This is a genomic window from Roseiconus nitratireducens (genome assembly GCF_008629675.1).
Lineage (GTDB): Bacteria > Planctomycetota > Planctomycetia > Pirellulales > Pirellulaceae > Stieleria > Stieleria nitratireducens.
In genome coordinates, this window is the sequence record NZ_VWOX01000004.1 from 445,568 (window position 1) to 467,566 (window position 21,999).

A 21,999-nucleotide genomic window follows, 5' to 3' on the forward strand; every position below is an offset into this window, starting at 1 on the left:
ATGCTGGTCGAGGCGGAGCAGCGAACCACTTCGAATGATCGCGTCAGCCTTCGACGCGGAACTCTAGACCGGGGTTAGCCGGACCCCTGACAGGATTGCTCGCCCGGGCCACGATGCAGCGGTGATCTGTCGGAAAGTTCCGCAGAACCGGTCCAGCGTGAACGGACCGCCGTCGCCGCGGGCAAATGCAGGGGCAACCCCTCGTGGAACCGCAACACCCCGCGGACGAACCGTTGGAATAGAATTTCCCGAGTCGGGGACGCCGTTCAAAAGCCATTTGCGGTGTGGTCCGACATTTGTCCCACGCGTTGCGATCTGCATCCTCCTCCACCGCCCCCTCCACCAACCATTGCTGCTCATCATGCCGCACACTGCTTCCCCGGATCCCTCGCTTCCAGCATCCTTTTCAAAGACGTTTGGAAGTTCCCACCCAGCGACGCGATGGCTCTTGGCCGTGGTGCTCGAATTGGGTCTGTTGACGATGACGGTCGCTGCACCGGCGCAGGCCGCCGAAACGCGAAAGGACTTGGTGTTCGCGGAAGTGGACGGTCAATCGCTGAAACTGGACCTGTATCTTCCGGATCAAGCGGAAGGTTCGTCGCTGCTCGTCTTCATCCATGGCGGCGGTTGGCAAAGCGGAAACAAGTCCAATTGCAGCTTGGATTGGCTGGCCGATGAAGGCTACTCCGTCGCCAGCATCTCCTACCGGTTAACGGACCGCGCGATCTTTCCGGCCCAGATTCACGACTGCAAAGCCGCCGTGCGTTGGTTGCGAGCCCACGCCGACCAGTTCGGCTATCGGACCGACCGGATTGCGGTGGCCGGCACCAGTGCCGGTGGCATGCTGGCCGCGTTGATGGGAACCAGCGGGGACGTCGAGTCGCTTGAAGGCAGTGTCGGCAACAATCTGGACCAATCGTCTCGCGTCCAAGCGGTGATCGACTACTTCGGAGCGACCGACTTCATCCTGCGAAGCCGAACGCAACCGAGCCGCGCCAATGCGGTCGGTTCGGTCAGCTACAAACTGTTCGGCGGGGCGGCGAGCGAACAAGTCGAACTGGCCACGCTGGCTTCCGCGGTCACGCACGTGACGCCGGACGACCCGCCGATGCTGGTCCTTCACGGGCTGGAGGACCAGACGGTTCTTCCCGACCAGTCTCAGCGCATCGAAATGGTGTACCGCGAGGCCGGCTTGCCGATCAAGCTGGTCGAATTGCCCGGGGCCGGTCACGGCGGCGGTGAATTCTTTAACGAAGCCAACCGCAACATCGTGATCACGTTTTTGCGCAACACGCTGGGCAACGACTAGGGTCCACGCTCTGGTGAGCGTGGCTACCGGGCGAGACTAAAGTCCACGCTCGGGCGAGCGTGGCTACCGGGCAAGACTAGGGTCCACGCTTTGGTGAGCGTGGCTACCGGGCGAGCGACCCCAAGGTGGCCAGCGTCGCTAGACGGTGGTGGTCCCGGACCTCAAACAGATTGGTGAACGCGGCGACGGCATTCCGGGCGGCCCCGGCTAGGCCAACCGCTGCTTCAGTTCCGTTGTCAAATCATCGATCTTGACCCGGGTTTGCTCCAGGGTGTCTCGATCGCGGATCGTCACCGTGCGATCTTCCAACGAATCGCCGTCCACGGTGATGCAATACGGCGTGCCGGCTTCGTCCTGACGACGATACCGTCGACCGACGGTTCCCTTGTCGTCGTAGAAGACATTCAGGTGTTGCTTCAATTCGCCGTAAACCTCTTTGGCGATTTCGGACATCCCGCCTTTTTTCACCAGCGGGAAGACAGCCGCCTTGATCGGTGCCAGGCGCGGATGCAGTTTCATCACCACGCGAGACTCCATTTCGCCTTTGTCGTTGGGCGCCTCGTCTTCCGTGTAAGCTTCGCACAGGAACGCCAGCGCCGCCCGGTCCGCACCCGCGGAGGGCTCGATGACATGCGGCACGAATCGCTCATTGGTGACTTCGTTGCGGTAGGACAGGTCCTTGCCGCTGCCACGGTACTTGGGCTTGCCGTGTTCATTCAGCTCGACCTGCATCGGTTGCCCTTCCGGCGATTTGGGATCCAGCTTCCCTTCCATGTGACTGCGGAGATCGAAATCGCCGCGGTGGGCGATCCCTTCCAGTTCGCCATATTCCCCCGGCGGCAAAAACGGAAAGGCGTATTCGATGTCCGCCGTTCCGACGCTGTAGTGGGCCAGTTCCTCGGGATGGTGTTCTCGCATGATCAGCGAATTGCTGGACAACCCCAGCGCGGTGTACCAGGCCAGCCGGCGGTCGCGCCAGTATCGATACCATTGCTGCGACTGATCCGGCTGGCAGAAGAACTCGATCTCCATCTGTTCGAACTCCCGCGACCGAAACGTGAAGTTTCGCGGGGTGATCTCGTTGCGAAAACTCTTTCCGATCTGCCCGATTCCGAATGGGACCTTCACGCGCGAAGAATCAAGCACGTTCTTGAAATTGACGAAGATTCCCTGAGCCGTTTCCGGTCGCAAAAACGTCACGTCGTCTTCACCGCCGAGGGCGCCGAGCGTGGTCTTGAACATCAGGTTGAATTCACGCGGCTCGGTCAGCGTGCCCAACGACTTGGCGTCGGGCGCCAACACGTCATCGGTGTCGTCCAACTGATCCAGCGTCAGGGACTCATCCGACACCGTCAATTGATCCGCATTCTTCGCCCGTAGCTTGAAGAACTTCATCGCCCGTCGACGAACCTCATCCAATTCCTGTTCCGCTTCGGCAAGCGTCGTCACAAAAATCTTTTGATCGCCCTTCTGGCACCAGCGTCCACGAACCTGGTCGAAGCGATAGCGTTTCTTGGATTCCCGGCAGTCCACCATGTGATCATGAAACAGGTCGTAGTGGCCGCTGTTCTTCCAAACTTGGGGATGCATGATGATCGTGCAGTCCAAGCCGACCATCTCAAACGGCGACGGCGCCTCCGGTGGTGCAACCAGCTCGTTGTGGCCGCTGATCATGTCGTGCCACCAGGCCTCCTTGAGGTTGCGTTTCAGCTCGACCCCCAGCGGGCCGTAATCCCAAAACCCTTGGACACCACCGTAGATTTCGCTGGATTGAAACAGGAAGCCACGTCGCTTGCAAAGCGACACGATTTTGTCCATCGATTTCATGACAGAAGTGAATTGAACGGCGTTGGGGAAACAAAAAGCGGGGCCAAGGGCGGTCGAATCGGTGCCGATTGACGCCCGCAGGGCTGGCATGGAAAGGCTCCGGGGCGACGAATGATTCGTCGATCACCCCGGTCGTCGCCAAATGTAAATGTTCCGCCGCAATCGCGGGAGGACGGCAGCGGTGACTTCAGCGGGCGGTGACTTCAGCGGGCAGCAACGATGCGGCGGATGAACTTCAACGTCAGCGCGTGCGCCGGGTCGGCCATCCCGCCATGGTCGTATCCGTCCAATTCGTACAGCGTGACGTCCGGGTGGCCGACGACTTTCAACATCCGCCAGAAGTAAGCGTTCTCCTCGTACCGCCCGACCATCTCCATCTCGCGATCACCGGTGACCAGCAAAATCGGCGGCGCATCGGACCGGACGTGGTACAGGGGAGCCATCGAATCGACGATCGGCTGCTCCTTGGAAATCCCGCGTTCGGCGCGGACAGTGAAATGGGTGATGGTGTGCCCGCTGTAGGGGATCAGACCCGCGATTCGGTTTGCCTGGATCCCGTGGGCGGCCAAGTACGACGGATCCAATCCGATCATCGACGTCAGATAGCCTCCCGCGGAATGCCCGGCCACAAAGACCTGGTCCGGATCTCCGCCGTACTTTTCAATCTGGTCGAACGTCCAAGCCACGGCCGCCGCGGCGTCCTGCACGTAGGTCGGCGAAGAAACGTTCGGATGCAGGCGATAATTGGCCGCCACGACGGCGACCCCGCGATTCTTTAATCCGTCGGGAATCGATTTTTTCCCGGATTTCAAGCCTCCGCCGTGAAACCACACCACCGTGGCGAAGCCGTTTCGTCCGGCCGGATAGTACAGGTCCACGCGGCAACGTTCCGGCGGGGAGGACTCCGGTTCGGCGTCGGCCGGCGTGTAGGGCAGATCCCGAATCAGCCGATAACCGTGCTCGTCGACATCGGCTGCGGGTGCCGGGATCGCTTGTTCCGAGCCGGGTGCGGCGGCGGACGGCGATTGGGCTGAGGCAACCGGATGACTCGCCAAAACAGCCACCATCGCCAGCCAACACCAGGCTCCGGCAAAACCGGCAGAACGGAGAAAACGCATCATTTTGGAGTGTCCGGTAAAAACGGGAAACGGCAAGCTGCGAGGTCAGAGTTTACCCCGCCAGGCCGAACGCTGCGGGTCAACGGACCGAGAGGGGCCCGTTCAAACCGGACCGCACAGGGGGCCTGGTTTGATTTGAGCCAGGAGCCTGGATTGATTTGAGAAGGTGTCGCCACGCTTGCCAGATCGTGCCTCTTTGCCGTCTGGCGACGGCAGCGAGAAGACTTTGCGACTTCGGAGACGGCCTAGTATCGGGTGGTCCCGTAGGGCAGCGGATTGGCGATCTGGCTGGCCGCGTTGGTTCGAGCCGCGTCGAGGTTGGAGTTCAATTGGCGACTGAGCGCCGCGACCCGTTCGGCCACCATCGGCTGGGTGTTGTTGAGCGCCAACGCCCGCTGGTAGTTCTGCAGGGCTTGGGCAAGATCGCCGCTGGATTCGCGGAGCCGGGCCAACGCCAGCCAGGCGCGAGAGTTGTTGGCGTCCATTTGGACGGCGTCTTCCAAGTATTTCAACGCGGTCGCAGGTTCTCCGGTCTCCTCGTACAGCCGAGCCAATTCGACTCGGGGCTCGGAAGCCATGGGATTCTGCGACGCCCAATTCTTCATCAAGGCAAAGGCCCGATCCGGGCGGCCGGTGTCCATCAACAGCACGGCCAAACCACGGTGGCACTCCACGTGATTGGGGTCGTGATCCAGGCACTGGTTGTAGAGCGCCTCCGCGTTGCGATACAGACCGTCGTCGCTGCGTTGCTTGGCCAACCGGTGGGTGGTCGCCGCCAGGTTGTAATAACCGTCAGGATTGGAGGGATCTTCCGCCACGACCTGCTGGAACTGCTGAAGAGCCGCTGTGTACTGTCCTTGCTGGTGTAACTGGGCCCCCGCAGCGTTTTTTCCGCTCGTGGTCCAGTGACATCCGGCCGATGTAAGAAGTGGCGCAGTAGCGATGAGGATCAGCGCTGCGCGCCGAAAACGTGAACCGGACGCGGTGCGAACCGATTTACCACCACTTTGGGTGGCTGTTAGAGCATCTTGTGGGAGCATTGGCTGCCATCCTGACATGTTGCGGACACACCCGTCGACTGAGAGCGACGTCATTCCAGGCGGGAGCATCAGCGGTTGACTGAAGGTCGCATCGTGCAGGGGGACCCTATCAATGCGCGCCGAAACTACGCAAGAGAGGAACTTTCGTGATCGAGATGACGTCGAATGAGTCACCCAAGGACCGAAGCTCAAGTTTCGCGCCGATGGGATCCTCGCTACGATGCTCGCCTCAGGGCTCCGGCCCTGGGCAAATTCTCGGGACTCCGCTCCCGGGCAAACCCTCGGGGCTCCGGACCCGGGGAAACGGCGTTTTTCGTTGCGGATCAATCCGCTCCAACTACACTCCGAGCCAGGTATCCTCGCGTTTTACGCAGACCCCCTAGCTTATCAAGATTGCAACTTTTGACCTGAATTGGGTCGCGACCGGCCGCCGAACATCGCTCGCTGCGGAAATCGCCCCCCCAAGTGCTGCCCAACCCAGATTTGCTGCCTACCTAACAGGCATAAAGACAGAGGCCTCTGGATGACCTTTCGTAAACCTTCGCGATCTCTTCGTACCCCTTTCAGCCGCAGCCGCGACGTCCAGACGGACGGTGCGGCAGGGAATGGCTATTCGCGGTCGCGTGATGGAAAGAAACGCCGCGATGAAAAACGTCGCTCGTTGCTGGAGACTCTGGAAAACCGGCAACTGCTGGCCGGTCCCCAGCTGATCGGCATCCAGCCGAACGAAGGCGAGCTGCTGGTCAACGGAAAGACGCTGGGATATTCGCCCAACGAGTTGGTGTTCCGTTTTGATGACAACGCAACGATCGACGCCGACACGCTGGACGCGATCCGAATCACGCGGGCCGGTGAAGACGGAACGTTCGAATCCGCATCGGTCACCAGCGATTTGGGCACCGGTGGTCAGGCCCTGTTCGAATTCCGTGCCCGTCAGCCGGGCAGCCTGGGCAACGGGATCACGATCGTCCTGACCAGTAGCAACCGGCCCGGGTCGGCGGCACCGATCATCACGACCAACGATCGTCAGGTCACGATCAACGTCAACAGCAACCCCACCCGTCCGACGCGTGCCAGCGATCTAATTGCCGCGGTCAACAACGACCCCAACGCTTCGTCGCTGATCGAAGCGATTCAGGTCAGCGGACCGTCGCTGGAACCGGTCGGCACGGCCGTCGTCCCGGGAACTACGTTGGAATTGACCGGCGCGAACGCGGCCCAGGCCGTCACGGACTTTGGCACCAACGGCGCCGTCCGCGTGCGACTGGTTTCGCAGATCCCGGGCGAAGAAGGCCGGGGGATCGAAGTCCGCGTTGAACAACGCAACTTTGGCGGCACGGCCAATCCGGTGGTGGTCGTCACCGACCAGGTCGTCCGCGTGCAGTTGAACAGCTTTGCCGGCGACCCGACCACCGCCGATGAATTCGTCGCGGCGATCAACAACAACCCGCAAGCGTCGCAGCTATTGGAAGCCACCGTCCAGGAAGGCGACGGGTCGACGACGATCGGCACCCAGGCAGTCAATTATTCACCGATCACGCTTAGCGGCGTCAGCGACGTGGTCGTGCAACCCGGCTACGTCGGACTGGGAGATTCACCTCGAGAGGTGGTGTTCCGCTTCCAGGAGCCGCTTCCCGACGACTTGTATCAAATTGACATCCTGGGTTCGGGTCCGTTCGCCCTGCGCGGCGACGACGGCGAACCGTTCCAGGACGGCACCGACCTGACCCGCAACTTCGCCATCAATCTGGGGCCGCAGGTGGTTGCCGTGGTCCCCGAGCCCATCCGTCGCAACAGCAACGGATCGCTCAGCCCCGAAACCGGCAAGATTCAGGTTCATTTCAACGACGACGATCTGAATCCGACCGACGCCCGCAACCCCGATTTCTATCAACTGATCTACACCGGGGACACCGTCGACAACACCGACGACCAAATCATCACCCCCACGTCGGTCAGCTACAGCAACGTGACCAACGTGGCGACGCTGGACTTCGGCCGGCCGCTGTCGCGGATTTTTGGCCAGAACCCGAACGACCCCAGCGAAGCGCGTGCCGTCCGTTTGCGGATCGGTACCCGCGAAGGCTTGCCGTCGCCGCCGACGGAAGTCTCCCTGCAACCGAACCCCAGCACGGCGATCGAACCGGGCGACAGCTTTGACACCGCCTTTGACCTGAACAGCCAGTGGTCCGTCAGCGGCGCGACAACGACGCGCTCGGCCTACCTGACGACCGACATCTACAACGAATCACGGTTCGAATTGGACCTGCCGGGACCTGACGTTCCTGGCACCCGCAACATTCGCCCCGACGACCCGACCCGCCTGGATCGCACCGTTCCGTTGGACTACCTGCGTGGCGGGGCGGACAGCGTCGATGGCATCTCGGTCGTCCAATACGACTTCGCGCCCAGCTGGTTGGGCGATGACCCCAACCGCCCGGGCATCGTTGCCGACACGACGTACTTCAACATCATCAGCGAACAACAGCGGCAGCGCGTTCGCGAAGTTCTGTCGTTGTTCAGCGAGTACCTGGGCGTGACGTTCGTGGAAGTCGCCGAAGGTTCGCCGACGGACGACGTGGCGTTTTCGATTGCCGTGGGCGACCTGTACGGCGGCGATGAACGTGTCGTCAGTTCGCAGGGCGGGATCGCGGTGGTGACCCGCGATCGCAACGGCGACGGCGTCGAAGATCTGGCCGTGATGGACTTCCAGGACTTTGACGAGTCGGTCGATGACCAGTTTGGTGACGAGTTCTTCCGTGGGGCGATGTTTGCCGTCGGCCAATTGCTGGGCTACGGCTACGCGGACGACCTGCCCCAGCCGGTGACCCAGAGCACCGACTTCATCTTCCAACCGGGAACCGATAACGAGCCGGCCTTCCCCAGCTATGCCGACATCGTGCACGGCCAGTACCTGTTCCGGCCGGACAGCACCGACATCGACATGTACCGGTTCGAACTGGATTCGCCGGGATCGATCTCGATTGAGACCATCGCCGAACGCCTGAGCGATGCGAGTCTGCTGGACACGCAGTTGCGGCTTTACCGCGCCGACGCCGATGGGGCTTTCGTGGAGATCGCTCAGAACGATGATTACTTCAGTAACGATTCGCTGATTCGGCTGCAAAACCTGCAGCCGGGCACCTACATGATCGGTGTCAGCGCCAAGGGAAACAACGACTACGATCCGACGATTCCGGGCACCGGCTTTGGCGGTCTGACGGAGGGGTCCTACGAGCTTCGCCTGGACTTCACGCCCGACTCGGCCAGCCAGATGAAGGACCTGTCCGGTCGCCCGCTGGACGGCGACGCGGACGGCCGTCCGGGTGGCACGTTCAACTACTGGTTCGAACCGGCGGACCCGAGCAACACGCTGTTCGTCGACAAGGCGGCCACCGGTGGCGCAGGCTCTCCGTTGGGTTCGGTCGGAAACCCGTACCGAGAGATCGACCAGGCGATCCTCGACGCGCAGCCCGGCGATACCATCCGCATCGTCGGCAACGGCGGGATCGACGGTCGTCTGGAAACGCCCGAGGATAACTTCAGCTACCAGATCGGGTTCACCAACAACGGCGTGCCTTTGGCCGACGGAATCTCTTTGGAAGTTCCCAAAGGGGTCAACATGGTGATCGATTCGGGAGCGATCCTGAAGTTCAGCCGAGCCCGCGTGGGCGTCGGGAGCGTGGCCCCGACCATCGATCTGAGCGACTCCTCGCTGCAAGTGCTCGGTACCCCGACGATCCTGTTGGACAACGGCCTGGTCGCCCGCGACAACACCAACTCGATCATTCCCGGTGACGTGTACTTCACCAGTATCAACGACGACACCGTTGGCACCGGCAATCAGGTCGGCATCTTGCCTCAAGCCCAAGCCGGGGACTGGGGCGGAATCGATTTCCGCGGGGACCTGGACACTGCGGACGAATCGCGGCGGAATCTGGAACGCGAAGGGATCTTCCTGAACCACATCCAGCACGCCAACTTACGGTACGGAGGCGGAGCCGTTTCGATCGGTGGCCGTCAAGTCGTCGTCTCGCCGATCGACATGGCGATCACCCGACCGACGATCATCAACTCTTCGATCACCGATAGCGCCGACGCGGCGATTGCCGCCACGCCGGACACGTTCAAGGAAGACCGGTTCACCGAGCCGATGTTCCAAGGTGCCGGCAGCTTCACGCCGGACTACGACCGGGTCGGCCCCGAAATCCACGGCAACACCGTGGTCGACAACAGCATCAACGGGCTGTTCGTCCGGCTGCGGACTCGCAGCGGCAGCACGTTGGAGACCGTCGGGACCAACACCCGCTTTGACGATACCGATATCCCGCACGTGATCACCGAGAACCTGGTCATCACGGGGACTCCCGGCGGCGCGATTCTGCAATCGAATGCGCCTTCGTCGCTGTTGGTGCGGTCGACCGCGGTTGCCGGCGACGGCAACATCCCGGTGGGCACCTACACCTACCGTTTGACCAACGTCAGCAATACCAACCTGGAGTCGGCCGCCAGCCAGGCGACCGTTCCGATCACCACCACCGCGACCGGCGGCATTCGTCTGCAACAGTTGCCGACCGTCCCGTCCGGCAGCAACTTCGTCGCGCGGCGATTGTACCGTGCGACCATCGACCCGCTGACCGGCACGCCCGGTCCGTTCCGCTTGGTCGCCCAACTGAACGCCAGCAGCACGTCTTACATCGATCGCACGGCAACCGGCGGCGCCGAACTGTCCACCACCGACAACCCGCTGCGCAGCCGGCTGGACGCCAGCCTGGTGATCGACGCCGGAACCGTCGTCAAGGTCGATGGGGCACGGATTGAAGCCCGCTTCGGTGCGAACCTGATTGCCGAAGGCACCTCGTCCAACCCGGTCGTTTTGACCAGTCTGGAAGATCAACGCTACGGTGGTGGCGGCACCTTCGACACCAACGGACGCGGCAACAACGGTGAATTGACGCCCGGCGATTGGGGCGGGATTTACGTCGGCAACGGCTCGTCGGCCAGCATCGACAACGCGGTCATCGCCGGTGCCGGGGGCACGACCCGGATCGAAGGCGGATTCGCATCATTCAATGCCATCGAATTGCACCAGGCGGATCTGCGTCTGGCCAACAGCCGGATCGAGTTCAACGCGGACGGTCGCGGCAGCGTCAACGGTTCGCGCGTCGGCCGCATGGACAACGCCCCCGGCGTGGTCTTCGTCCGTGGCTCCCAGCCGGTTCTGGTCGGCAACGAGTTTTTGAACAACGACAGCGCGGCGATCACCGTCGACCTGAATTCGCTGAACTACTACGAAGTCTCCGACCACGGCCGCGCGACGGGCAACCTGGATGCGGTCAACGTCGTGGGCAACTCCGGTCCGCTGGTCCAAGACAACTCGCTGACCAACAACGCCATCAACGGGATGTTTGTTCGCGGCGGCGAGCTGGTCACCGAATCGATTTGGGATGACGTGAACATCGTCCACGTGGTCACCGAAACCATCGCCATCCCCAACAAACACATCTTCGGCGGGTTGCGTCTGGTCAGTGACGCCCGCGGCAGCCTGGTCGTCAAGTTTGAAAGCGGCGATGAGACCGCGGGCATCGTTGTCGGCGGCAACCTGGTCAGCGCGGCGGACCAATTGCGCGACATCCCCGACCGGATCGGTGGTGCCATGCAGTTGATCGGTCATCCGGACTTCCCGGTCGTGTTGACCTCACTGTCGGACGACTCGGCCGGTGCGGGATTCACGTTTGACGGAAAGCCCCAAGTCGACACCAACAACGACGGCCTGTTCTTCACCGACATCGATTCGTCCACCACCGGTCTTCCCACGGGACCGGAGGTCAACAACGGCACGCTGATCGATAACGACGTCGATTCGATGACCCCCGGTTCGTTCAGCTACCAGCCCGGCGCCGGCGGCGACGCGCAGATCGCACGAACCACCGTCCAGGGTCTGACCCAAGTCTTCCAAGACCAGAACTCGCTGTTCGAATACTCCCACTGGATTGATGTCGGTGCCGACGGAGGCGCGGTGCGATTGAGCACCACCAACATCACCACCCAGCCGACCCTGATCGCCGATGACCGCGTGATCAGCGAGGGGAACTTCCAGGGCGAAAACGGGCTGATCAACTGGCGCGTCGAACAATATTTTGTCGACGGCCAGACCGACCTGGTCAGCGAGCTCAGCTTTGACAGCGACCAGCCGTTGGGCAACCTGCGGGTGATCAACTACTACGACCCGGTGATCGGCACCGACTTGGGCGACGTGTTGTTCACCGAGGGAACGCCGGGACTGAACGATTTCCGGCTGACCATCCTGGACGCCCCGGAAGAAATCGGATTCCGTCAGTACGGGACTTTTGAAGCCGGCCCGGGACTGGTCAATGCGAACTACGAAGGGTGGATCGCCGATTCGTGGCCGAACCTGATCGGTGCCAACCCGTTCAACGCGGCATTCGTCCCGCAGGGAACCATCAACCTGGCCAACGCGCCGCTGCTGAACGCCCCGCAGTTCCCGCAGCCCAACTACGGCACGGGGATCTTGACCAGCGCCATGGCTTGGACCGTCGACACCGCGTCCAGCGAGTCTTTGGTGACGACCAACCTGGAGGTGATCGCCGAAGTCTTCGGTCAGGAAACGTTCCAATTGGATCCGGGACAATGGCACGGCGTGACCATCCGCGAAGGCGCCGACGACCGGAACGTGAAGGCGATCGCCGAGCAGGAACCGGTGCGGACCACCGTCTTCGACACCAATTCCATCCCCAGCCAGTCTCAGTTCCTGGGAGAGTTGGCACCCGACGAACAGTCCGGCGACGAGAACCAACGACTGGGCTTCATCGTCGACGGTGCCGTCACCACGCGTGACGACGTGGACGTTTACTCGTTCATCGCCGAAAGCGGTACCGAAGTCTGGCTGGACATCGACCGTGCCGGCAGCAAGTTGGATACCGTGGTCGAGTTGATCGACTTCAACGGCAACGTCCTGGCCGCATCCAACGATTCGATCCTGGCCGAATCGAATCCCGACGCGTTGTACGTCGACAGCACGCGGATCGATCCCGACGCCGCGCAACCGCTGCGAGTGGTTGGTGAGCGTCTGCAACGCCAGCAACTGATCGTCAGCGAATCGATCGTCGACGCCACGGGCGGATCACTGCGATTGGGCTTCGATACGATCAGCAACCGCGTGGACGTTGACGTCGAAGATTTCCTGGCCGATCCGGCCGCCGCGGTGGAAGCGGCGTTGAACACCGAATACGTGACCCAACTGGGACCGATCACGGCGACGCTGCTGCGTCGTCAGGAACGAAAGGTCGACGCCAACGGCATCATCACTCGCGTCGGCGGTGATTTCGTCATCGAATTGGAATTCAATCCGGACCTGTATGTTGGGACCCAACCACCCAACCTGCAATCCAGCGGCATCGGCGTGTTGGGCGCGACGGTTACCACCGACGAGCAAACGTTGATCCTGCAGTCGCAGGTCCAGGACACGTATTCCTACAGCACCAAAGATGCCGGGATGCGAATCCGGCTGCCCGGCGAAACCGGAACCGAAAACCTTTACCACATCCGGGTCCGCAGCAGCAACACGCGGGACCCGCTGGACTTCGTCACCTTGACGGATCCCAACAAGGTTCGCGATGGCTTGTCGACCGGACGCTACTCGCTTCAGGTGCGGCTGCGTGAAACCGATGAAACGGCCGGCACCCAGGTCAACCTGGCCGACGTCCGCTTTGCGACCAACGGCATTCAGGTCATCGGCCAACCGTTCCACTCGCCGCTGCTGGGCGAAGAGTATGAAACGACGGCCAACAACGACCTGCTGGCCGACGCTCAGCGTCTGGGGTATTTCGGCGTCAACATCGACGACGGGACGGTTTCGCCGACCGCGCCGCCGGTCGAAATCGGACCGCTGTCCAGCGACCGCCTGGCCAAGTCGTTCGGCGGGGCATTGTCGTCCGAAGATGACGTGGACTGGTACCAGTTCGAAATCCAGTACGACGACATCACGCGCGACTCCAATCCGCTGCTGCTTTCGACGATCTTCGACCTGGACTACGCGTCGAACTTCGCCCGCAGCGACATGGCTTTGTACGTGTTCAACGGCGCCGGCAACCTGATCTACACCGGGACCGACAGCAACGTCGCCGACGACCTGCCGGGATCCAGCACCGGAAACGACACCAGCGATCTGAGCCGCGGAAGTGCGGGCACTGAAGACCCGTTCATCGGCTCGGTGGAACTCGGCGAAGGCACCTACTACCTGGCGGTGTCCAACCAGACCCGCGTGCCGATTTCGATGGACCAATTCTTCAACCCGGCCTCGGCCAACCCGCTGGTCCGGTTGGCACCGATCAGCGCGATCGACCGGGTCGCAGTCGACAACATCGTCGGCGGAGGCAGCCCCGGCAGCCTCGGCGGTGGGCAACTGTTCGATGGCAACTCGATCGTCCCCTACACGCTGGACGACGTCGTGTTGTACGTCAACACGTTCAACGGACTGCAAGTCGTCAACCCGTTCACCGGCCAGAACTACGGCACGCTGGGGAACTTCGGCGATGAAATCCGTGACGTCGCCTTCCGCAGCAACGGCGAACTTTACGGCTACACCGGCTACGGCAACCGGGCTCCCTCGGACACCAACTGGTTCTATCACCAGATCGACACCGGCAACGCCACATTGAGCGCCCAGCTGAGCGTCGGCGGCGGAATCGAAACCTACAACGACCTGCAAGTCGAGAACAATGCCGTCCAGATTCTGGACGAAGTCAGCGACGACGGTCTGGAAGTGGAAGCCATCGCCATCAAGGCTTTTGGCGGCACCGAAACCGGATTCATGGTCGCCAACCGTCCGTTCGACCGGACGGGCGAAGGCTTGTTCTACTACCAGAACATCTTGTACGAATTCGACGAGACCTCCGGTCAGATCATCGGACCGACGGCCAACCGTTCGCTGGCGACCGCCGGCGCCGGCACCAGCCGCCGCGAAATCGGACAAATCGACACGACGCCGCCGGGCGCCGGACCGACCACGCTGGGCTTCCCCAATGCCACGGTCGTTAACGCCGCCGGTCAATCCGTCGCCGGCCTGGTGGATGGAGATTTCTTCACCATCACCTCCGGTGCGGACGTGGTGACGTTCGAACTGGATCAGGGCACCACGCTGACCGCCGTCGGCACCGTCCGCGACGAAGACACCTTTGTCATCGACGGCCGACTGTTTGAATTCAACAGCGGGGCGCGACTGCAAATCGACAACGTGGCGCCCAACGGGACCCTGGCCGGAGGTGAAACCGTCACGGTCACCGGCAGCGCCGGCCAAACGGTCACGTTCGAATTCGTTCGCCTGGGTCAACCGACCGGAAACAACGTCGGCATCCCCACGTTGGACGCCAACAGCCAACCGCTTCCGATCAACACGATCCTGAACGACTTCGCGTCGAAGGTGAACCAAGACATCCCCGACGCCCGCGCCAGCATCGTGGGCGGCGAAGTCGTGTTCGGCAACATTTCTGGATTGACGGCCACCGGCCCCGGCGTGACCGTGCTGGGCGATCCGTCGCTGAGCAATGCGGGCGCGATCGAAGTTGCGTTCAACGACACCGACTCGCCCGATGGGATCATCGACGCGATGGACGCTGCGATCCGCGGCGCTGGAATCGCCGTCAGCAGCGCGGGCAACCAACTGGCATTGCCCAATGCGGCCGCGGTCGACGTCAGCGGAACGCCGGGTCTGAGCCGGACGGGAGCCCCGGGAGTCGCCCCGGGCAACGAGCGGATCGAACTGTATCCGACCGACAGCGCCGACACGCTCGGACAACGCATCGTCGAAGCCATCGAGAACTCCTCGCTGCCGAACGTGATGGCACAATTGGGTGGACGCCCCGGCGCCGTCAGCCGATCGGTTGAGGTCAATGGCGCGATCGCCGCGACGTCGGCCAACTTCAATGCCGGCGGCGTTCCCAACGGCGGCCTGGTCACCGGGATCGATCTGGTCGGCAACACGCTCTACGCCGTCACCAACACCGGCGGACTGTACTCGGTCGACAGCGGATCCCTGAGCACGACCAGCACCAACAACGTGGGACGCCCAGTCACTTCCGCGACCGACCTGGTCGGTTTGAACTTCACGGGATTGCGTGCCGGCCCGCGAAATGTCGACGGTGGCTACGGTGACATTTTGTTCGGGATCACCGCCAACGGGGACATCCACGCGTTCAACGTTGACGGGCAATTGGTGCCGATTTTCGCGGGCGGACGCACGTCGATTTCGACCGGAATCGGCGGTGCCCTCGGGATGGATTTCAGCACCCTGGACTACAACCTCTGGCACGTCACCGACACTCGCGACACCGATGCCGGACACGGCGGCGGAAACTCCCTCGCGTTCAACTACGAACGGGACGTCTTCCAAAATCGATACAGCACGGTTGACGAGTTGCCGGACGAGTTCGGCCGTCTTGACGGCCAAAGCGTCGCCAACACGTACAACTTCCCCGGCGGTGCCCGCGGGGTGGTCAACAGCAACACGTTTGACCTGTTCGGCTACGCGGCCGGAGACGAACCGACGCTGTACTTCAGCTACTACCTGGAAACCGACGACGGAGCCGCCTCGCCGGCCAATTCCGTTCGCACCACCGACGCGCTCCGCGTCTACGTGGTCACCGCGGACGGGACCGAGCATCTGGTTGCGTCCAACACCGACAAACGGACCGCGGGATCCAACGGGGATGAGTTTGACGATCCGCCAACCGTCGGCGCCTACGACGACGACATCAACGTCGACGTGCAGCAACTGTTTGACAATTCCGGATCCTGGCGTCAGGCCCGTGTGCCGTTGGCGGAGTTCGCAGGTCAGTCCAACCTGTCGCTGAAGGTTGAATTCACGACCTCCGGCACAACGGAAGCCGGCACCGACGCGCTGCGTGCGGTTGCGGCCGATGAATTGATCGATGGCGGAACGCTGCTGATCAACGGGCAAACATTCGTCATCGACTTCGCCCCGACACTGGGATTGCCCGGCGGAGCGCAGCTGGCGTCGTTGTACGCGGACCCGACCGAACGAGCGACCGTGACCGTGGATGGCCAGGTTTACGTCCTGGACGACGGCACCCGAACCATCAATGCCGGCGAGATCGCGGTCGATCTGTTGGCCGGTCAGGGAACGGCCACGACACTGAACGATCTGAACGCGACCGACATCGCGTTGGTTGTTGCCGAAACCGTACGGACGCAGCCGCCGCCGAACGACCTGATCAGCGGTTTCAACTTCTCCGATGCCGAAGACAGCGCCTCGATCTCCTCGGGCCGCAACGACCTGCTGTACGAAGCAACTCAGCTGCCCTACACCGGCGGGAACGTGACGATCTCCGGCACCGGTCGATTGGGAACCGATCCCGCGCAGGGCCCGGTCACCCAATTGGACGATGTCGATCTGTCGCGTTTGGACGTGACCGCTGGCACAACGATTTCGGTGACCGCCGACTATCCGACCGACGCGGCCAACCAGCCGGCGATCCGTATCTTCGACGCCTCCGGCTCGGCCGTGACGGGGATCGTGGCCGATCCGGTTACCGGCACCGTGAGCTACACGGCGACTTACGACGGCGCCGTTTACATCGGCTTGAGTGCTGAAACCAACCAGAACTACGATCCCCGCATCGACGGAACGGCCACATCGGGTATTGCCCGGGCTTATGAAGTCACGGTCGACGTCAACTTGCCCGTTGCGATTGTCCAATCCGGCGGAACGATTGAGTTCGGCGGTTCGACTGACCTGACCGCCAGCCCCAACGGTCTGTTCACGATCTCCGGCGTGGGTAGCGAAGGCGGCGTTCCGATTCGCGTGTCCCGAGGCATGACGGCCGAAGAGGTTGCGCTGCAAATCCAACGCGCCGTGGCGACCCGATTCGCCGACGGCAATCTCAGCCGGGTGCCCGTCAGCGGCCAAACGGTCAACCTGGGAACGTTGACCCTGACCGATCCCGGTCCTTTTGCCGACGCTTCGCAAAGCTACGGCAGCGACTTTGGCACCTCGCCGGTGGAAGGCTCGCGCGACAACGATCATGAAGGCGTCTACCTGGACGATTTCATCATCGGATTTGCTGAGCGTGGTGAACAGGTCACCGGATCACCGGTGGTCGACACGGCCTTTATTGAAGACACCCGCTACGCTTTCCCGGAACCGAATGATCCGGTCAGCGATCTGGTCACCGGTTCCTACCAGGTGGAAATCCGGGACGGGTCGGAGTACATCGCCACCGGCCAAGGCGTGCAGTTCCGAACCTTTGATACCAACACCCGGTTGTCCGAAGCACTGTCGATCGTCGCTAACAGCGCCGACGCGATTCAGGACGGCCAAATGTTCTCGATCACCGATGGTCGGTCGACGGTCGAATTTGAATTCGACCTGATCGAATCCGGTACGGGAGTCACGCCGGGCCGCGTTCGCATCCCTTACACGCTGCAGGCGATCGAGGCGGGCACCGAACAACTGGATCCGATCACCAACGATCCGATCCCGGGAACCGGTGTCGTGCGTCCCCAGACGGCAACCGAAATCGCCTTCGCCATCATTGACGCGATCAACCAGAGCGACGTCCGAGCGGTGATCGACGTGGCCGCGCTGCCCAGCAGTGGTGTCGACGCGGTCACCGATCGGGTGGTCAACCTGATCGGCGATGTGGTCGTGATCAACGACCAAAACGCATTGGCCAACGTGCTCCGCACCAACCTGCGTGGTGACCGCAACCGCGAACGTGACAGCCAGGGCGTGATTTTGATCGAGAACAGCCGATTCCTGTTCAACTCGGAATACGGTGTCGACATCTCGCACGATCTCACGACCATCGTTGACGGCGACGAAACCGCGTCGGTGATCCGTTACCCGCGCAACCTGGTCGAACTGAACACCGAAGACCTTCGCCCGGGCGTGGTCGTGCAAAGCAACGTGTTTGCCTTCAACACCGAGGGTGGGATCCAGGTCCAAGGAATCGATCCGGCCGCGAACGAAACGTTCGGGGACCCGGTTCCTTATGAACGGATCGTCAACAACACGTTCATCGGCGGGACCATCACCCCCGGTGACGAAGCTCCCTCGGGAACCTTCGAAGGCATCCTGTTCGATCAAGGCCTGCTGTCGTTCGCCGATGCCGTGTTCGCCTACGAGCCGGATGCGGGTGGTTCGCCGCCGACGTTGGTCCACCAGACCCCGAACAGTGCCCTGGGAGCACCCGATGGCGACGGCCGCGGCCCCGAACCGGCCGACGGAACGACCAGCGTTTCGTTGGGGTTGGGCGGTTCGATCACTCTGCAGTTCACCGACAACCTGTTGACCGGAAGCGGCGACTCTCGTCCCGACCTGGCAATCTTTGAAGTCGGTGCCATCGAATCGGTGCTGGTGGAAATCAGCCGCGACGGCGTCAACTACTTTGACGTCGGCATCATCGGCGGTTTGACCAACGTGATCGACATCGATGAGTACGGGTTCGGCCCGCAGGAACGGTTCTCCTTCGTGCGGCTGACCGACCTCCGTCAAGGCGATACGGTCGGGGCCTCCCTGGGTGCGGACATCGACGCGATTGGTGCACTCAGCACGGTCCCGGTCGATCAGTACGAACCCGGTGGGACGGGCATCAACATCACCGGCAGTGCCGCACCGACCGTGTTGAACAACGTCATCAGCAACTCCGAGGTGGGTGTCGGCGCGGACCCGACCAACAACGGACCGGTGCTCGGTGGCAACACGTACTATCGCAATACGGAAAACACGACGGCCGGCGTTCCGTTGGGAACGTTCGCCCAAACCATTGCCGACACCGAAGCACTGTTCGTCAGCGCTCCCGATCTGGTGTTCGCCCCGGCGGCAGGTTCCTCAATCATCGACAGTTCGATCGATTCGCTGGAAGACCGCGCCAGTTTGACGACGGTGCGGAACGCGGTCGGCATCCCGCCCAGCCCCGTGTTGGCACCCCGTTTGGACGTCAACGGCCAGTTGCGCGTCGACGACCCCAACGTTGAACCGCCGGGCGGTCTGGGCGAGTCGGTCTTCAAGGATCGTGGTGCGTCCGACCGCGGCGACCTGACGGGTCCCCGCGTGACGCTACTCACCCCGTTGGCTCCGGGCGTCGGTCTGGATGCCGGACGGGCAACCGTCACGGGCGATCCGCTGAAGGCGTTTGAAATTCAGCTGGTCGATGGCATCGCCCCGGCCGACGTCGTTCCCGGCGTCGGGATCGATGACCGTTCGGTCGACAGCGGATCGCTGATCCTGTTCAAAGACGGCGTGCCGTTGGTCGAAGGGATCGATTACCGATTTGGATACAACAACAGCACCAACGTGATCCGGTTGACCCCGATCGCCGGCGTGTGGGAAGCGGATTCCACCTACGTGATCCGCATGGTCGACCGAAGTGACGCGATCATTCGCGCCACCGACGGCGTCGCCTACACCGACGGCGACACGCTGACGGTCATCGACGGTGTGGGATCCCCAACAACCTTCGAATACGAAACCGGAATCGTGATCGAGGTCAGCACCGGTCTGACCCCGGCCAACGCCGACGGCATCACATTTGAAGTGTTCGACGGTGCGGTCACGCAACAATTCGAATTTGACCTCAACGACGCGGTCAGCCCGTTGTCGGTCCCAGTGCCGATTCCGGCCGCCGGCAATGCGATCCTGTTCGCCCAGGCACTTGCCGACGCGATCAACGCCGACACGTCGTTGAGCATGACGGCAATTGTGGAAGGCAACTTCGTGCAACTGCTGGGCGGCACGCCGCTTTCATCGGCGACCAGCCCCAGCAACTTCATCTCGATCGCAGGCCAGATCGGCACGAGAACGGGCTTCGGCATTCTGGTGCCGGCCGACGGCGCCGGAGTGTCCAACGCGATCGCCGACGGGCAAACGTTCGTCGTCCGTCGCGGCGCGCTCAACGAAGTCACCTTCGAACTGGACAACAATGGTTTGCTCACCACGGCCGGCGCGACCGCCGTGGACATTTCTCAAACCAGCACCCTGGACGGGATCGCCGACGCGATCGTCCGAGCAATCGGGGGTGCCGGTCTGGGTTTGAGTCCGACCAACGCCGGTTTCGGACGCATCTACCTGGGCGGTGACAGCAACTACTCGCTGGACCTCAGCAATTCCGGACTGCAACAGCTGGGACTGCCCGGCGAAGCTCCCACCGTGCCGATCGAAATCCCGATCGACCAGGAAGGATTGGAAGTTGTCGAATTGATCCAACAAGCGATCGAGGACCAAAACCTGATCGGCATCAGCAGCTCGATCGTCGACACCCGCGTCTTCTTGGAAGGTACCGGTGGTGTCAGCGGCGTCGGCTCGGTCGAAGCGGTCATCGTCAAGGACGAAGTCGGTAACCTGCTGCAAAGCAACCAGGTGGATGGCCGAACCGAACTGACGATCTTCATCGGCAACGGGTACGATTACGGCGACGCGCCGGCACCGTACACCAGCACGATGTCCGAAGGCGGTCCGCGTCACGCGCTGGATCCGAACCTGAGTCTGGGGCTGGAAGTGACCGCCGATTCGGACGCGGAACTGCCCAACGCCGACCAGGACGACGGCATCACGATGCCGGGCTCGTTCCAGTCGGGATTCTCGGCCACGATCGGGATCTATGTCAAAAACCTGGATGCCGGTTCGGTCAGCGACGCCCCGGTCTATCTGGACGCCTGGTTCGACTGGGACCAGGATGGCCGATTCGAAGCGTCCGAGCTGTACCGCTTCGGCACCGCGGGTACCAACCGCACGTTGATTTTCAATAACACGACGACCAACGTCCTGATCAACGTGCCGGCATCGGCACTCTCCGGTGACACGTACGCACGGTTCCGATTGAGCGAGACGGATGGGCTGCTCCCGACCGGGGACGCCGCCAGCGGCGAAGTGGAAGACTACCGGATCCTGGTGACGAACAACCCGTTCCAAAACCCCAACGGCCGGTTTGATGCCAACGCCAGTGGGGCGGTCACGCCGCTGGACGCTTTGAACATCATCAACGCGTTGGCCCGCAGCGGTGGCAATTCGATCAACCTGGAAGTGGATCCGGTCAGCACTCCGCCCTACCCGGACGTCAATGGGGACGGATTCGTTTCGCCCAGTGACGCCCTCCAGGTGATCAACGAATTGGCTCGCCAAAACTCGTTGGCCAGCGGCGAAGGTGAATTGGCCAGCAGCTTTGTTCCTGCCATGCCGGGCGTCCTGGCCAGCGGAACAACCGCCCTGGGCGATCTGCTGATCAGCGAAACGACGGCCGTCGGCAGCGACTTCCTGGAAGCACAGGAATCGCCCGTTGACTCCGGCGACCAGAATCCTGAGGATTCTGCGTCATCCGTCGGTGAACCGGAAAGCAAAACCAGCGTATTTGATTCACCGGAAACCATGGTCCTGGACGACATCGTCGACGGCCTGGCCAGCGATGCCGCCTCGGCCGGGCAGCGATCTGACGACGGGTCCGCAAACAACCCGCTGGATCAATTTTTCGCTCAGCTGTAGTGAATGCAGCTGAGAACATCGAAGGGAATCACCCGATAATCAGATTGGCCGGCAGCGTCCGAACCATCTGATTGTCGGGTTGAAGCGTCCGATGCGCGTCTTGCAATTTGATGCCGCGTATTCAGACAACGTCCGGGGCAGCGCCTTCCCAGCCGGGCGGGCAGGACACGTCGGAGCGTTGCCGGTGGT

The 21,999-nt window shown here is 62.1% G+C and carries 5 protein-coding genes; 2 read left to right on the plus strand and 3 right to left on the minus strand.

Annotation, left to right across the window (positions count from 1 at the left end; all coding sequences use genetic code 11):
- Nucleotides 1-454 precede the first annotated feature (454 nt).
- Entirely contained in the window at nucleotides 455-1,309 is an 855-nt protein-coding gene (locus FYK55_RS09550) for an alpha/beta hydrolase (RefSeq protein ID WP_235908578.1), read from the plus strand.
- 207 nt (nucleotides 1,310-1,516) lie between these two features.
- On the opposite strand, the gene FYK55_RS09555 is transcribed toward FYK55_RS09550, so the two are convergent.
- From FYK55_RS09555 to FYK55_RS09565, 3 genes are all read right to left on the minus strand, one after another.
- Nucleotides 1,517-3,127: a glycine--tRNA ligase gene (locus FYK55_RS09555; protein WP_150076305.1), complete on the minus strand. Its 1,611-nt coding sequence runs from the start codon at nucleotides 3,125-3,127 to the stop codon at nucleotides 1,517-1,519.
- A gap of 212 nt (nucleotides 3,128-3,339) precedes the next feature.
- Nucleotides 3,340-4,257 (minus strand): alpha/beta hydrolase, encoded by a 918-nt coding sequence (locus FYK55_RS09560; RefSeq protein ID WP_235908554.1) that lies wholly within the window; start codon nucleotides 4,255-4,257, stop codon nucleotides 3,340-3,342.
- 242 nt (nucleotides 4,258-4,499) lie between these two features.
- A complete protein-coding gene (locus FYK55_RS09565; RefSeq protein ID WP_390621720.1) occupies nucleotides 4,500-5,207 on the minus strand; it encodes a tetratricopeptide repeat protein in 708 nt (235 codons plus the stop codon).
- Nucleotides 5,208-5,817: 610 nt separating this feature from the next.
- Here FYK55_RS09565 and FYK55_RS09570 point away from each other — a divergent pair.
- Nucleotides 5,818-21,810 carry a GEVED domain-containing protein gene (locus tag FYK55_RS09570; RefSeq protein ID WP_150076166.1) on the plus strand — a complete coding sequence of 5,331 codons (15,993 nt, stop codon included), beginning with the start codon at nucleotides 5,818-5,820 and terminating at the stop codon, nucleotides 21,808-21,810.
- Nucleotides 21,811-21,999 lie beyond the last annotated feature (189 nt).

Bases quoted from the DNA above. Each gene is read 5' to 3' on its own strand.
- FYK55_RS09560 (WP_235908554.1), bottom strand. From the start codon at position 4,257: ATGATGCGTTTTCTCCGTTCTGCCGGTTTTGCCGGAGCCTGGTGTTGG.
- FYK55_RS09555 (WP_150076305.1), bottom strand. From the start codon at position 3,127: ATGGACAAAATCGTGTCGCTTTGCAAGCGACGTGGCTTCCTGTTTCAA.
- FYK55_RS09570 (WP_150076166.1), top strand. From the start codon at position 5,818: ATGACCTTTCGTAAACCTTCGCGATCTCTTCGTACCCCTTTCAGCCGC.